The following is a 15,089-nucleotide window of genomic DNA, read 5'->3' on the forward strand; positions in this document are numbered from 1 at the left end:
ATCTCTCGAAATGATTTATTTAAGATTTCGTAATTTTCAGCTATAATAACATTAGGACAATGCTCTGTAACATATAATGGATGTTGCAATCGAGGGGAAAGATGGAGAATGTCAGATTATGTACAGTTTATCGAAGGTATAAAAAGAAAAACGGGAATTGACCTCGCCCTTTACAAAGAAGCACAGATGAAGCGACGTTTAACATCGCTGTATGAGAAAAAAGGGTATCGAAATTTTATTGAGTTTTTACACGCACTTGAAAAAGATAGAGATTTATTAAATGAATTTCTAGATCGTATGACGATTAACGTATCAGAATTTTATAGAAACGGGAAGCGATGGGAAGTATTGCAAAACAAAATTTTCCCTTTACTTCTTCAATCAAATAAAAGACTGAAAATTTGGAGTGCTGCATGTTCTACAGGGGAAGAACCGTATACTATTGCAATGGTTTTATCCCATCATGTGCCACTTTCCCAAGTTCAAGTGTTGGCAACAGATATCGATGAAAATGTCATTCAAAAAGCAAAACTTGGCCTTTATCCTGATCGATCTTTAGCTGAAGTGCCAGTTGATGTGAAAAACAAATATTTTAATAAAGAAGGTCAGTTTTATAAAGTAAAAGATGAAATTAAAAGAACAGTAACATTTAAAAAACATAATTTGTTAAACGATCGCTATGAATCGAATTGTGATTTAATTGTTTGCCGAAATGTGATGATTTACTTTACTGAAGAAGCAAAGGATCAAATCTATCATAATTTTAGTAACTCCTTGCGATCGGGTGGTATTTTATTTGTTGGTTCAACAGAACAAATCTTCAATCCTGCACGATATGGGTTCGAAGTGGAAGATACATTTTTCTATAGGAAAAAATAGACGAGAAAATACATTTAAATGTACTGACGCTTTTCGTTTACAAACGGGAAGCGTATTTTTTTAAATTCGTCTTTATACCTTAATTTTCTAGAATTTCAGAATATTCGATACTATATTGAATTACTTATCAAAAGACACTGTTTTTTAGGCTATAATATATGTTATGATAAAAAATACATACTTTAGCGAGTTGAAGGGAGAAAGTGTTTTATGCGTTACCTAACAGCAGGAGAGTCTCACGGACCTCAACTAACAACAATCATTGAGGGATTGCCGTCTCTTTTACCAATAAGTGCAGAAAAAATAAACTATGATTTAAAACGTCGTCAAGGTGGACATGGCCGTGGAAGACGTATGCAAATTGAAACGGACACTGTAGAGATTGTAGGAGGTGTTCGTCACGGGAAAACACTTGGTTCTCCAGTAGCATTGGTTGTTACAAATGATGATTGGAAACATTGGACAAAAATTATGGGTGCAGAACCACTTCCAGAAAATGTGGACCCAAATGAAATTAAACGTCAAATTTCTCGTCCACGACCTGGACATGCTGATTTAGTAGGTGGTATGAAGTATGGTCACCGTGATTTACGTAATGTACTAGAACGTTCAAGTGCACGTGAAACAACTGTACGTGTTGCGGTAGGTTCTGTAGCAAAAGCTTTACTAAATGAATTAGGTATTTCTGTAGTTGCTCATGTAACAGAAATTGCAGGTATCAAAGCAGATACTTCAAAGGTTGAAGGTAAATCAGCTGATGAAATTCGTGCAATTGTAGAAGAAGATCCATGTTATTGTGTGGACCCAGAGGCTTCAGAAAAAATGGTGCAAATGATTGACGATACAAAAAAAGCAGGAGATTCTATTGGTGGTGTAGTAGAAGTAATAGTAGAAGGACTTCCTGCAGGTATCGGCTCTTATGTTCATTACGACCGTAAATTAGATGGTCGTCTTGCTCAAGCAATGTTATCAATTAATGCTTTTAAAGGTGTAGAGTTCGGAATTGGATTTGAAATGGCTCGTCGTAAAGGGTCTGAAGTTCATGATGAAATATTATGGGATGAAGAAAACGGCTATACACGCGCGACTAACCGTTTAGGTGGATTAGAAGGTGGTATGTCTACTGGTATGCCAATTGTTGTACGTGGTGTAATGAAGCCAATCCCTACTCTATATAAACCATTACAAAGCGTAGATATTGAAACAAAAGAACCGTTTAAAGCAAGTGTAGAACGTTCTGATAGTTGTGCAGTTCCAGCTGCTTCCATTGTTGCGGAAAATGTCATTGCATGGGAGATTGCCAATGCAATTGTTGAACAATATCATAGTGATCAACTTCCTCAATTAAAAGCACAAATCGATGCAATGCGCGAGTACGCAAAGGGGTACTAAAAATGAGAATTCCTGTAAATACAGCATCACATCAATATGAAGTTGTCATTGGAAATGATATTTTAAAATCTGCCGTTCTTTCTTTTGAAGATAAGTTGCAAAAAGCTGACCAATTAGTCGTTTTTACGGATAAAAACGTATGGGAAGCACAAGGGGAGTATTTTAAGCAAAATTTCCCTTATGACTTTAAAGTATTCATTATGCCAGCAGGTGAAGAATGTAAAGGGTTTGAAAATTTCCAAAACTCTCATACATTCTTAATTGAAAACAATTGTACCCGTAAAAGTTTCCTTTTTGCCTTTGGTGGTGGCGCAGTTGGAGATTTAACTGGATTTGTCGCAGCTACTTTCATGCGCGGTATTCCATTTATACAAATTCCAACAACGATTTTAGCTCATGATTCAGCAGTTGGTGGTAAAACAGCGATTAATCATCCACTTGGTAAAAATTTAATCGGCGCTTTCTATCAACCTGAAGGAGTAGTTTATGATACAAATCTTCTACATTCTTTAAGTGAACGTGAGATTCGTTCAGGAATGGCTGAAGTGATTAAACATGCTCTCATTTCCAATGAAAATTGGTTGAAAGAGTTAATGAATACTCCTTCTATTACTGGAATTGATAATGATCAATTAGCCCTTCATTTAAAGGCCGGTATTGAAGTGAAAGCTGATATCGTTTCTAAAGACGAGACAGAACAATCTGTCCGAAAATTCTTGAACTTAGGGCATACGTATGGTCATGCAATTGAAGCTGCAGCAGGTTACGGAGGTTTAGCTCATGGTGAAGCTGTAGTCATTGGTATTGTTTATGCATTACTTTTAAGTGAACGATATGGTCAAATTAATAGACAATTTACAAAAGAATTTTTACAGTTCGCTCATCAAAATGGATATCCATTTGAGAAGCTTGAAGAATTCTCATTTGAAACGCTGGAGCAGTATTTAGTAAAGGATAAAAAGGTAGAATACGGGGAATTACAATTTGTGTTACTAAACAAAATTGGCGAACCATTTATTCAACCAATCGAACTATCAGAATGTAAAGAAGTAGATCGTGAATATCGTTCTCTTCTAATGGAGGTAAGTAAATGATACGCGGTGTAAGAGGGGCTACAACAGTAGAAGAGGATAAACCAGAATTAATATATAATGAAATTACTAGATTAGTATTACAAATTGTGGAGGAAAATAATATCCAACCTGAAGATATCGCTTCAGTACTGATTTCCACTACACCAGATATTACATCTGCCTTTCCTGCAAAAGCAGTCCGTTCTATCGAAGGTTGGCAATATGTACCAACTATGTGTACCCACGAAATGAGTGTTCCTGGGGCACTACCATTGTGTATTCGAGTATTAATGCACGTGAATACACAAGTTCATCAAAAAGATATTCAACATATCTATTTAAACAATGCAGTTAGTTTACGACCTGACTTAGTCAAATAGCGGTTTAGGAGGAGAAATTTATTATGAAATGGAAACAACAACTTTTTGGCATGAAAGCATATCAGCCAGGTAAGCCAATTGAAGAAGTAAAAAGAGAATTTGGTTTAGATGAAGTAGTAAAATTAGCTTCTAATGAAAATCCATATGGTTTTTCTCCTAAAGTGAAAGCATTTTTAGAAACAGATTCAACAAATCATGCAATTTACCCTGATGGTTATGCTCAAGAATTACGTACAGCGGTAGCAAAACACCTTGGTGTAAAAGAGACTGAACTTTTATTCGGTAATGGTTCGGATGATTTAATCGCGATTTTAACTCGCGCTTTACTATACCCTGGTGTAAATACTGTAATGGCAGACCCATCTTTTTCTCAATACAGCCATAACGCTGAGATTGAAGGAGCAGAAGTACGAAAAGTTCCAACAAAAGATGGAAAACATGATTTACAGGCAATGCTAGCTGCAATTGATGAAAACACTTCAATCGTTTGGGTATGTAACCCAAATAACCCAACAGGAACAATTGTAAGTGATGATGAATTACAAAATTTCTTAAAGCAAGTGCCATCTGATGTGTTAGTAGTTCTTGATGAAGCTTACTTTGAATATATCAATGCACCAGAATTTAAAGATACATTACATTATGTGAAAGAGTATCCTAATGTAATCATCATGCGTACATTCTCTAAAGCATATGGTTTAGCATCATTCCGTGTTGGATATGCCTATGCACAAGAAGATGTAATTGCGAAACTTGATCCAGTACGTGGACCATTTAACAATACAGTTTTAAGTCAAAAAATTGCAGTTGTTGCTCTTGAAGATCAACAATTTATTCAAGAATGTCGCACGAAAAATGAAAATGGCAAAAAACAATTCGTTGAGTTTTGTAATAAACACGGCTTAAACTACTATCCTTCTCAAACAAACTTTATTTTATTTGAAGTAAAAGCGGATAGTGACGTTGTGTTCCAAGAGATGATGAAACGTGGATTTATTATTAGAAGTGGTAACGCACTTGGCACTCCTGGATATATCCGTGTAACGTTTGGAACAGAAGAGCAAAACAGCAAGTTTTTAACATTACTTGAAGAAGTGTTAACAGAACAAGGAGTATTTGCATGACACAGAATGTCTTTGTCATAGGTTTAGGTTTAATCGGGGGGTCCATTGCAATGGCCTGTCAAAAGGCCCCCCATACTAAAGTTTACGGGTATGATGTAAGTCAACAAACCCGTGAACTTGCAAAATCTTTGCACGTTGTAAATGAAGTGGTTGATGAAATTATTGAAGGTGCAAAAATTGCAGATATCATCATCTTTGGAACACCAGTAAACGCAACATTAGAATGGTTAGAGGAATTAAAAGACTGGCCATTGAAAGAAAATGTCATTGTTACGGATACTGGTAGTACAAAAGGGTTAATTATGGCAAAAGGAAAAGAACTCCAAGAATGTGGTATTACATTTATTGGGGGACACCCAATGGCAGGTTCGCATAAAAGTGGAGTAAAAGCTGCAAAACCACACCTATTCGAAAATGCATATTACATGTTAACTCCTTTAAAAAATGAAAATGAAGAGAAAGTTCAAGAACTTGAACAGCTCTTAAAATATACGTTAGCGAAAATTGTGAAAGTGGATGCGCAAGAGCATGATCATATGACAGCGGTTGTTAGTCATTTTCCACACATTGTTGCAGCATCACTTGTTCATCAATTGGACGCGGAGCAAAGACATTATCCGATGACAACGTTACTAGCTGCTGGAGGTTTCCGTGATATTACACGTATTGCTTCATCCAATCCATACATGTGGAGAGATATCGTGTTGCAAAACCGCCAAGAGCTAATTAGTCAATTAGATTTATGGTTAGATGAAATGGACCGTGTGAAAAACATCCTTTTAAGCAATGAGCAAGATTCCATTGAAGAATATTTTGCAATTGCGAAACAAGTGCGAGATGATTTACCAATTACTACAGGTGCATTTTATACTACGTACGACTTGTATGTTGATATTCCGGATTACCCAGGGGTTATTTCTGAGGTTACAGGCTATTTAGCAGAAGAACATATCAGTATTACGAATCTTCGAGTTGTTGAAGCACGTGAAGACATTTTCGGTATCTTGGTAATTAGTTTCCAAACTGCTGAAGACCGAGAAAAAGCTGAAAAATGTATTAGTAAAAGAACAAATTTTGAGATATTTGCATCTTAATTACTGAAAGGGGTACTTAAATGTCTTCTACAAAAATTTTAGACTACACAAACCCACAATTGAACGGAACTATAATCGTACCAGGAGATAAGTCAATTTCTCATCGCTCTATTATGTTCGGAGCAATTGCCAAAGGGAAAACAACCGTTAGCGGATTTCTTCTTGGAGAAGATTGTTTAAGTACAATAGATTGTTTTCGTAAACTAGGAGTAGATATTACAGTCGAAGGTACAAATGTTACCATTCAAAGTGATGGAATGGATAATTGGCAAGAACCCAAAGAAGTTTTATATACTGGAAATTCCGGTACTACTACAAGATTAATGTTAGGAATCTTGTCTGGTACAAAATTACATACAGTGATGACAGGAGATGCTTCCATCGCGAAACGTCCTATGCGTCGAGTAGCAGATCCGCTTCGATTAATGGGTGCACAAATAGCTGGTAGAGAGAATGGTCAATATACTCCGTTAGCTATTCAAGGTACTCAACTAAAAGCGATTGACTATACAATGTCAGTTGCAAGTGCACAAGTAAAATCTGCAATTATTCTTGCGGGGTTACGTGCAGAAGGAACAACGATAGTTCGAGAAAAGGAAGTATCTCGTGACCATACAGAACGAATGTTGAGACAATTTGGTGCACAAATTACAGTAGAAGATGGTGTCGTCTATTTTGAGGGTGGGCAACAGTTAAAAGCTACCCATGTTAATGTACCAGGGGATATTTCGTCAGCTGCATTCTTCTTAGTTGCTGGTGCTATCGTACCTAACAGTAACATTGTGATGAAAAATGTTGGGGTAAACCCAACTCGTGCAGGAATCATCGAAGTCCTTGAAAATATGGGTGCTTCAATGAAAGTGGAAGTAGAAGATGAAACAGCAGCAGAACCAACTGCAACGATTACAATTGAAACGTCAAACCTAAAGGCTACTACTATTGAAGGGGACATCATTCCTCGCTTAATTGATGAAATTCCAATTCTTGCGTTACTTGCAACACAAGCAGAAGGAAAGACAATTATTCGTGATGCGGAAGAATTAAAAGTTAAAGAAACAGACCGTATTACAGCAGTAGTGAATGAACTGAAAAAATTGGGTGCAAATATCGAAGCAACAGATGATGGTATGATTATTCATGGCCCAACAAAACTTCATGGTGGAAAACTACAATCTTATGGAGATCATCGCATCGGCATGATGGGAGCAATTGCTGCGTTAATAACAAACGAACCGGTAGAGATTGATGATACGGATTGTATTGCTGTTTCTTATCCGACATTTTTTGATCATGTAAACAGTCTTTTAAATAAATAATTTTTCTGTAAAAAATTTGGTCTTTGCCGCTTTCTGGCAAGGCCTTTTTCTTGTTTCTTAAGTTTTCGTCATGTAGCATATAATTACTAAAGGAAAAAAAGGTGAGCGATTTTGACAAATACAACGACTGAAATGTTACAAGCTATTCAAAATGGTGATTTACAACAAATTAATAATTCATTAGAGTCTTTCCTAATCAATGAACAACCAGAAGTTCAATATGAATTTGCAGATTTATTTATGCAATATGGCTATTTGAATGAAGCAGATCGTGTATTTGAACATTTACAATTTTTATATCCAAATAATGTCCAACTTACAATAGACAGAGCTTCTGTATTAATTGAATTAGGTGAAGAAGACGAGGCATTGAGTCTACTAATGGAGGTAGATTCAGAAGCGCCAGAATATCCGCAAAGCTTGCTACTACTTGCTGATTATTACCAAATGCAAGGATTATATGAAGTTGCTGAACAACGAATTAATGAAGCATTAGAAATTTTGCCTACTGAGCCATTATTACAGTTTGCAAAAGCAGAACTGCTATTCGAAACAGGTCGCTTTACTGAAGCGGTACGTATATATGAAGAATTACATGAAAAAGAAAAATCAATTGCGGGTGTTACATTAGCAACACGCTTAGCAGAAGTATACCGAGCTGGAGGAAGCTATGAAACTGCTCTCGATTATTATATGGAAGCCCTTGAAGAAACAGTAACTCCCGATTTATTATTCGGATCTGCCTACTCAGCCTTCCAATCTGAAAAATTTGAAATGGCTATTAAGCAATTAGAAGATTTAAAGGCATTAGATCCTGATTATTTTAGTGGTTATTTACTACTAGCTGAAAGTTATGCGATGGTAGAAGATAATAAAAATGCATATAAAGTAATATTAGAAGGAATTAAACGTGACGAATATGAAAAATCATTTTACTTGTTTGCAGGTAAAATCGCTCTGAAAAATGGATTAGTAAAAGAAGCAATAGACCATTTACAACAGGCAATTGCTTTAGATCCTGAATATATGGAAGCGTTAATTGTTTTAATGTCGATATATGCCAATGAAGAACGCTATGATGATGTCATTGATTTATATGAAAGTTTAAAAGGCGAAGATTTTGATTGGAGTGCTTTATACCCATTAGTTGCAGATGCATATCATCAAGAAGAAAATATGTTGTGCGCATACGAAATTTACAAGCAAGCATATAATGAGTTTAAAGAGGATTCGTCGTTTTTAAGTAAATATTGTTATTTCTTGATAGAGGATGGAAAACGACACGAGGCTCGGAGTATTGTTGAACAGTTGATTACGTTGCAGCCTAGCGATCAGCAGTGGTTAGATTTGCTTTATACTCTTGAATAAAAGGAGGGATAGCTAAATGACTTCTTCCGTTCCGATTCTTGACAAGAAAACTTTTGTTCGTTGGTTTCTTAAGAATTTCCAATTAAAAAGGCGAGAGTGTGTGTGGATCTTAAATTATTTGTTAAGCAATGATAATTTACTTGAAAATATCCATTTCGTTGAAGAAGCGCATTATTGTCCAAGGGCAATTGTTATGTCATCTGTAGATTCTAGTGGAGTACCATTCCGATTTTATAAAGGGAATATAATGACTAGCGATGCAGAAAAGTCATTTCATGATTTAAGACTACATCCTAATGAAAGTATGTATATTCAACTTAATTTTCCTAATATACCACCAAGTCAGCAATATTTAGCGGTGTTAGAGGAAAACCCATACATGCCAAAATATCTTCATATTAATGAGAAAGATCGTTTAATAGCTGAAGAGATGTTAAATAATAGTCTGTTAGCATTCCAAAAAGAAAAATTGTTAAAAGAAATCGATGAAGCTTTAGATCAAGGCGATAAAGAGAGATTTTACCAGCTATCCGACTTACTTCAAGCATTGAAACAAACATCTAAAAACGTTTAACCTCAGGATCAGTCGATCAATTCGACTGAAATTGAGGTTATTTTTTTGAATACATACAAATGTCTAATTTTGTATGTTATGCTAAAGTAGTGAATGGACAAGAAGTTATTGTAAATACATAGTTTGATTAAATCCAATTAACTAGTTTTAAAACGAATTTTATTGGGGAATAGTAAATATTGTGTCAGTGGAGGTTGAAGAATGTATTTTAATGTAAAGGATGTGCAGCAATTTGAAGCACAAAAGGATTTTATCGATACGGCGATTGTTCCATTGCTGTCTTTAGATTTCCAAGAGCAATCTATTAAACAAAGCAGTTCAGCAGCTGAGTACTTAATGTCCCTAACAGCATTTATTGAACAACAATTTAAAGGAAGATTAATGCTTGTCCCGCCGTTTTCTTACACAGAACAAACAAAAAGTGGGCTATTTGTTCCTCTATTAAAAGAGGAGTTGCATAATGCAGGTTTTAAACATGTAATCTTCGTAACTTGTGATCATTCTTGGACAAGCCTACAAGACCAAATAGATGTAATTTGGCTACCTGCGATTCCATTAGAATCAATGGATAAAGAGGTGAAGAAAAAGGTATTAGAAGATCAGTTAAAACAGGTAATTCCTATCCTTTCTTCCAAATGGTCTCAGAGTTAGGAGATTGTTTCATTGTTTCATTAAATGTTCACAAACTTGTCCAATCAATAACAATGCAATATTGACCAACCTATTTTATTGATATATCATAGATATGTCCTAGTAATTACTATTTGTAAAAGTATGTCCGTTGGGGCTGACCTTTTAGTTAGAGGGGGGAAAAGAATGAGTAACAATCGAGTTTCAAGACGCCAATTCTTAAACTACACTTTAACAGGTGTTGGAGGATTCATGGCTGCTGGTATGTTAATGCCGATGATTCGTTTTGCAATTGACCCAGCTTTACAAACTAAAGCTGAAGGGGATTTTGTACAAACAAGCCAAAAAATTGATGAAATCACAGAAGAACCAATTAAAGTTGACTTTACATTTGAACAAGTTGATGCTTGGTACAAATCTGATGTTACAGAAGCTGCTTGGGTTTATAGAGATGGTGATGCTATTATCGCCCTTTCACCAGTATGTAAGCATTTAGGTTGTACTGTTAACTGGGCTGGGGATTCTGCTCACCCAGATCAATACTTCTGTGCATGTCATGGTGGACGATATGAGAAAACTGGTAAAAACGTACCAGGTACACCACCAACTGGTCCATTAGATGAATATGAAGTAGCAGAAAAAGATGGTTTTTTAATGCTTGGGAAGAAAATTCCAAATACTTTAGGTTAATAGTTAGGGGGTAGACAATTGTGCTAAATAAAATTTATGATTGGGTCGATGAACGATTAGATATCACTCCAATTTGGCGTGATATTGCCGACCACGAAGTGCCAGAGCACGTTAACCCTGCACATCACTTTTCAGCATTCGTTTACTGTTTCGGTGGTTTAACATTCTTCATTACAGTAATTCAGATTTTATCCGGTATGTTCTTAACAATGTATTACGTGCCAGACGTAGAGAATGCTTGGAAATCAGTTTATTATTTACAAAACGAAGTAGCTTTTGGTGAAATCGTACGTGGTATGCACCACTGGGGGGCTTCATTAGTTATCGTAATGATGTTCTTACATACGCTTCGTGTATTCTTCACAGGTTCATACAAGAAACCTCGTGAGTTAAACTGGATTGTAGGCGTTGGGATTTTTTGTGTAATGTTAGGTTTAGGTTTCACAGGATATTTACTTCCTTGGGACATGAAAGCGGTATTCGCTACTAAAGTAGGTATTCAAATTGCGGCTTCTGTACCATTTATTGGTGAGCTTATTAAAATTTTACTTGCCGGTGATGCAGAGATCCTTGGTGCTCAAACGTTAACACGTTTCTTCGCAATTCATGTATTCTTCTTACCAGCTGTGTTATTCGCTTTACTTGCAGTACACTTTATTATGATTCGCCGTCAAGGTATTTCAGGACCGCTATGATTTAGCGTGTTTTTTATGATTTATTAAAGGAGGGGACACTATGCATCGCGGAAAAGGGATGAAATTCGTAGGTGATTCGCGCGTTAAAATGAATGACCGTATGCCGAATATTCCGAAAGATTATTCCGAGTATCCAGGTAAAACTGAAGCTTTTTGGCCTGATTTCTTATTAAAAGAATGGATGGTTGGTGCGGTTTTCTTAATTGGATATTTACTATTAACTGTCGCTCATCCTTCACCACTTGAAGGTCCGGCAGATCCTACAAATGCTTCATATATTCCATTACCAGACTGGTACTTCTTATTCTTGTACCAATTATTAAAATATACTTATGTATCTGGTCCATATAACGTAATTGGTGCTGTTATTATTCCAGGTTTAGCAGTTGCGGCATTAGCACTTGCGCCATTCTTAGATAAAGGACCAGAACGTCGTCCATCTAAACGCCCATTACCAACAGCATTTATGTTATTAACACTTGCATCAATGGTATACTTAACTTGGGAATCTGTAGCACACCACGATTGGGAAGCTGCAAAAGCACAAGGTGTTATTACAGATAAAGATTTAGGATTATTACCAGATGTTGAAATTGATGAAACATCACCTGGTTATGAGATTTTCCAATCACAAGCTTCATGTATCGGCTGTCACGGTGGTGACTTAGCAGGTGGTACAGGTGCTCCTATGTTATTAGGTAACGAATTAACTGCAGAAGAGGTTGCAGAAGTTATTAAAAATGGTCGTGGAGCAATGCCAGCTGGAGTATTTGAAGGTACAGATGAAGAACTTCAAATTTTAGCTGAATTCATTGCAAGCTTAAAAGAAAAAGAATAATCTATACTTAAACAAGAGAGTCAGGCAACTGGCTCTCTTCTATTCTTTTAAGAATATTTCTATATTTATTACATATGCTAATTTAATCGAACATAATACATAAAACTTTTATTTTTTTAAAGGAGTAAACAGTATGATGTCTTTTTTGGCTCGAGCTTGGTATCTTTTAACGCACCGATCATTTTTAACACTATTATTTATAATAAATTTTCTTGGTACTGTTTATGGGTATTATTGGTATAAATGGCAGTTAGCTGTAACAGAACCACAGTTTTTAATCTTTGTACCTGATAGTCCGACAGCAAGTTTATTTTTTTGTATCGCAATCATCGGCTGGATTATAGGAAAAAACTTTAAGTTAATTGAAGCATTAGCTTTAATCACATTAGTAAAATATGGTCTTTGGGCTGTTGTAATGAATTTATTAACATTGGTTGAAAACGGGGCGATTGGACCTGCTGGCTGGATGTTAGTTGCTTCTCATTTTTTAATGGCAGTAGAGGCGATTTTGTATTTTGGAAAATACCGATTTGGCACTATACACATTATAATAGCAGCAATTTGGACATTGCATAATGATGTAATAGATTATGTATATGGTCAAATGCCGACATACCGTAGTATCGAAAAATATGCACATCATATAGGCTATTTCACATTTTGGCTTTCAATTGCGTGCATTCTACTAGCATATCTTGTTTATAATAAGCGTGAATATTTGCACAAACTATAATAATTCATTAAAATTATTATTATATTAGATAGTAAAGAGAGGGAGATAGTAAATTGACAACCGGAATGTATATTATTTACTTTCTGATTATTTTAATTTTGCCGATTTATGCCCAAATTAAAGTCAAAAGAACGTATAATAAATTTTCAGATGTTGCGGCAGCAAAAGGTTTGACAGGTGCACAAGTAGCACGAATGATATTAGATCAACATGGGTTATTTGATGTACGAGTAGTACCAACACAAGGCGTATTATCAGATCACTATAACCCTGCAACGAAAACAGTTGCACTTTCTGAGGCGAATTATTATAATGCTTCAATTGCAGGAACAGCGGTAGCAGCTCACGAAGTTGGTCATGCGATTCAGCATAAAGAAGCTTATTCATTCTTAACATTACGTTCAAAATTAGTTCCAGTAGCAAATATTTCATCAAATGCTTCATGGATTTTTGTTATGATCGGTATTTTTGCTTCTAGTACAGGCTTTTTATTATTAGGTATTCTATTACTAGCGGCGGGAGTATTATTCCAAATTGTAACTTTACCAGTAGAATTCGATGCATCAAGAAGAGCGATGAATGAAGTTGTTCAGCTAGGAATTATTTCAAATAACGAAGAGCGCAGTGCAAAAAAAGTATTAAATGCAGCAGCAATGACATACGTTGCAGCAGCAGCAGTAGCTGTACTTGAACTATTACGTTTAATTCTAATCTACACAAACATGAGCTCAGACGATTAGAAAAGCGGAGAACGCTCGCTCAGCCGTGAAAGAAACTGGAGACTTCTGACAAGTGTGCTCACACACGCAGAAGGAAGTCGAAGTTTCCGAACGGCTAACACGCGTAGCTAGACAATAAGAAAAGCGGAAGCGGCTCGCACAGGCTCGTCCATGCTTTTCTTATTAATACATACAAAAAACTGATCCTATTTTGGGATCAGTTTTTTATTTTGCAGGAAGGTTAAAAAATATTTTTTTATCAAGAATACTAACTTACCCCTTCAATTAATATGATGTTAAAAATGAACAATTTTATGACAGTTCAATATCACTAACAAGGGGTGGAGAAATGAATCTTAGCTTTTCAAAAATGCTCTTGTTTGGGTTTTTCATCGTTCTGATGCTGGTGTTTTTTGCAGTGTATTCCATTGTCTTAACGAATAACATTATGGATGAGTATTATAATGACACCGTTCAATATGAAAGATATAAAATCGAATAATAGTAATATATTATCTTAAAAAATTGAGTATAGTTAGAATGTTTTTTCATGTTTTTGAATAAAGAAAAAGTACAACTATTAATCAGTTGTACTTTTTTACTTTAAACCACTTTAATCAATTTTAAATCCTTCACCAACAACATCCTTCACTTCAATAATGGATACGAAAGCTTTCGGGTCGATATGATGGATCATAGATTTTAAACGAACAATTTCTCTACGACCTACGATACAATATAAAACATCCTTAGATTGCTTTGTATAATGGCCGTAAGCATGGAATACGGTTACCCCACGTTCCATTTGTTCTGTGATATATGTTGCAATTTCTTCAGATTGATTCGAAATAATTAGCGCAGCCTTTGCAGAATATGCTCCCTCTTGCACCATGTCAATCACTCTTGCACCGACAAATACAGCAACTAACGTATACATCATTGAGCGTGCATCTAAGAATGTAAGCAATGAAGCTAAAAGAACGGTAACATCAAATAAAAACATTGTGCGGCCCATACTCCAGCCTAAGTATTTATTTGCAACACGGGCAATAATATCTACACCACCAGTTGTCCCACCAAAACGGAAAATAATTCCTAGACCGATCCCAACAAACACCCCTGCAAATAATGAAGCTAAAAATAGATCATGTTGCAAGTTTAATTCAATCTCATAGTGTTGAAAAATTCTTAGAAAAATGGAAACGGAAACTGTTCCAATAATTGTATAGATAAATTCTCGTCTAGGAAACTGTTTCCAACCAATAATGAACATAGGAATATTTAAAATAATATTTAAGATTGCGGGATCCCAATTCAAAGTAAAATACAAGATAAGGGTAATTCCACTAAATCCACCTTCACCTAGCTCATTTTGCATATTAAAATGAACAAAGCCAAAACCTAATATTGCTGCACCGAAAATTATTCCTAAAATATTGCGAATTTTTAAATCCTTCAACAAAAAGCCCCCATTTCATGCTGAAAAAATCTTTCTATTTTAGCGACTGTGCTGTACGATTTATTATGTTGTAATTTTCATCTTTTGACAACTCTAGACTAAATTATATACGATAATATAGGAGT

16 protein-coding genes are annotated in these 15,089 nt (G+C 35.6%); 15 read left to right on the forward strand and 1 reads right to left on the reverse strand.

All coding sequences use genetic code 11. The features are described 5' to 3' along the window. Window positions 1-108: 108 nt before the first annotated feature. The 15 genes from NKR20_RS06005 to NKR20_RS06075 all read left to right on the forward strand — a co-directional run bounded on the left by NKR20_RS06005 (window position 109) and on the right by NKR20_RS06075 (window position 13,526). Entirely contained in the window at window positions 109-879 is a 771-nt protein-coding gene (locus NKR20_RS06005; protein WP_121214727.1) for a CheR family methyltransferase, read from the forward strand. Window positions 880-1,089: 210 nt separating this feature from the next. Beyond that, window positions 1,090-2,271, forward strand: coding sequence for a chorismate synthase (aroC, locus tag NKR20_RS06010; protein WP_253424447.1), 1,182 nt, complete (start codon window positions 1,090-1,092; stop codon window positions 2,269-2,271). Between the two features lie 2 nt (window positions 2,272-2,273). Next, entirely contained in the window at window positions 2,274-3,365 is a 1,092-nt protein-coding gene (aroB, locus tag NKR20_RS06015) for a 3-dehydroquinate synthase (protein ID WP_253424450.1), read from the forward strand. Next, complete coding sequence (gene aroH / locus NKR20_RS06020) at window positions 3,362-3,724, forward strand: chorismate mutase (protein WP_121214724.1); 363 nt, start codon at window positions 3,362-3,364, stop codon at window positions 3,722-3,724. Before aroB ends, aroH begins: the two co-directional genes overlap by 4 nt. Before the next feature lie 23 nt (window positions 3,725-3,747). Further along, window positions 3,748-4,848: a histidinol-phosphate transaminase gene (hisC, locus tag NKR20_RS06025; protein ID WP_121214723.1), complete on the forward strand. Its 1,101-nt coding sequence runs from the start codon at window positions 3,748-3,750 to the stop codon at window positions 4,846-4,848. Continuing rightward, complete coding sequence (locus NKR20_RS06030; RefSeq protein ID WP_121214722.1) at window positions 4,845-5,942, forward strand: prephenate dehydrogenase; 1,098 nt, start codon at window positions 4,845-4,847, stop codon at window positions 5,940-5,942. The genes hisC and NKR20_RS06030 overlap by 4 nt, the downstream gene beginning before the upstream one ends. A 20-nt stretch (window positions 5,943-5,962) precedes the next feature. Continuing rightward, the gene (aroA, locus tag NKR20_RS06035) at window positions 5,963-7,258 is read left to right on the forward strand and encodes a 3-phosphoshikimate 1-carboxyvinyltransferase (protein WP_253424453.1); all 1,296 of its coding nucleotides are present in this window, start codon (window positions 5,963-5,965) and stop codon (window positions 7,256-7,258) included. Between the two features lie 132 nt (window positions 7,259-7,390). Next, window positions 7,391-8,626 (forward strand): tetratricopeptide repeat protein, encoded by a 1,236-nt coding sequence (locus NKR20_RS06040; protein ID WP_419095295.1) that lies wholly within the window; start codon window positions 7,391-7,393, stop codon window positions 8,624-8,626. Window positions 8,627-8,642: 16 nt separating this feature from the next. Beyond that, entirely contained in the window at window positions 8,643-9,200 is a 558-nt protein-coding gene (locus tag NKR20_RS06045; protein WP_121214720.1) for a ReoY family proteolytic degradation factor, read from the forward strand. 201 nt (window positions 9,201-9,401) lie between these two features. Then, on the forward strand, window positions 9,402-9,851 hold the full coding sequence (locus tag NKR20_RS06050; RefSeq protein WP_121214719.1) for a YpiF family protein: 450 nt from the start codon (window positions 9,402-9,404) through the stop codon (window positions 9,849-9,851). Between the two features lie 165 nt (window positions 9,852-10,016). After that, window positions 10,017-10,520 carry a QcrA and Rieske domain-containing protein gene (locus NKR20_RS06055; RefSeq protein WP_121214718.1) on the forward strand — a complete coding sequence of 168 codons (504 nt, stop codon included), beginning with the start codon at window positions 10,017-10,019 and terminating at the stop codon, window positions 10,518-10,520. A gap of 20 nt (window positions 10,521-10,540) precedes the next feature. Beyond that, window positions 10,541-11,215 carry a menaquinol-cytochrome c reductase cytochrome b subunit gene (qcrB, locus tag NKR20_RS06060; RefSeq protein ID WP_121214717.1) on the forward strand — a complete coding sequence of 225 codons (675 nt, stop codon included), beginning with the start codon at window positions 10,541-10,543 and terminating at the stop codon, window positions 11,213-11,215. A 40-nt stretch (window positions 11,216-11,255) separates the two neighbouring features. Further along, window positions 11,256-12,053 (forward strand): menaquinol-cytochrome c reductase cytochrome b/c subunit, encoded by a 798-nt coding sequence (locus NKR20_RS06065; RefSeq protein ID WP_121214716.1) that lies wholly within the window; start codon window positions 11,256-11,258, stop codon window positions 12,051-12,053. Between the two features lie 133 nt (window positions 12,054-12,186). Beyond that, window positions 12,187-12,786 carry a lipoprotein heptaprenylglyceryl N-acetyltransferase LhaT gene (gene lhaT / locus NKR20_RS06070; protein ID WP_253424460.1) on the forward strand — a complete coding sequence of 200 codons (600 nt, stop codon included), beginning with the start codon at window positions 12,187-12,189 and terminating at the stop codon, window positions 12,784-12,786. Between the two features lie 65 nt (window positions 12,787-12,851). After that, entirely contained in the window at window positions 12,852-13,526 is a 675-nt protein-coding gene (locus NKR20_RS06075; protein WP_253428072.1) for a zinc metallopeptidase, read from the forward strand. Between the two features lie 592 nt (window positions 13,527-14,118). Here NKR20_RS06075 and NKR20_RS06080 read toward each other — a convergent pair. Then, window positions 14,119-14,967 (reverse strand): YitT family protein, encoded by an 849-nt coding sequence (locus NKR20_RS06080; RefSeq protein WP_170148427.1) that lies wholly within the window; start codon window positions 14,965-14,967, stop codon window positions 14,119-14,121. Window positions 14,968-15,089 lie beyond the last annotated feature (122 nt).

This window comes from Ureibacillus endophyticus, assembly GCF_024159215.1.
GTDB classification, from domain to species: Bacteria; Bacillota; Bacilli; order Bacillales_A; family Planococcaceae; genus Ureibacillus; species Ureibacillus endophyticus.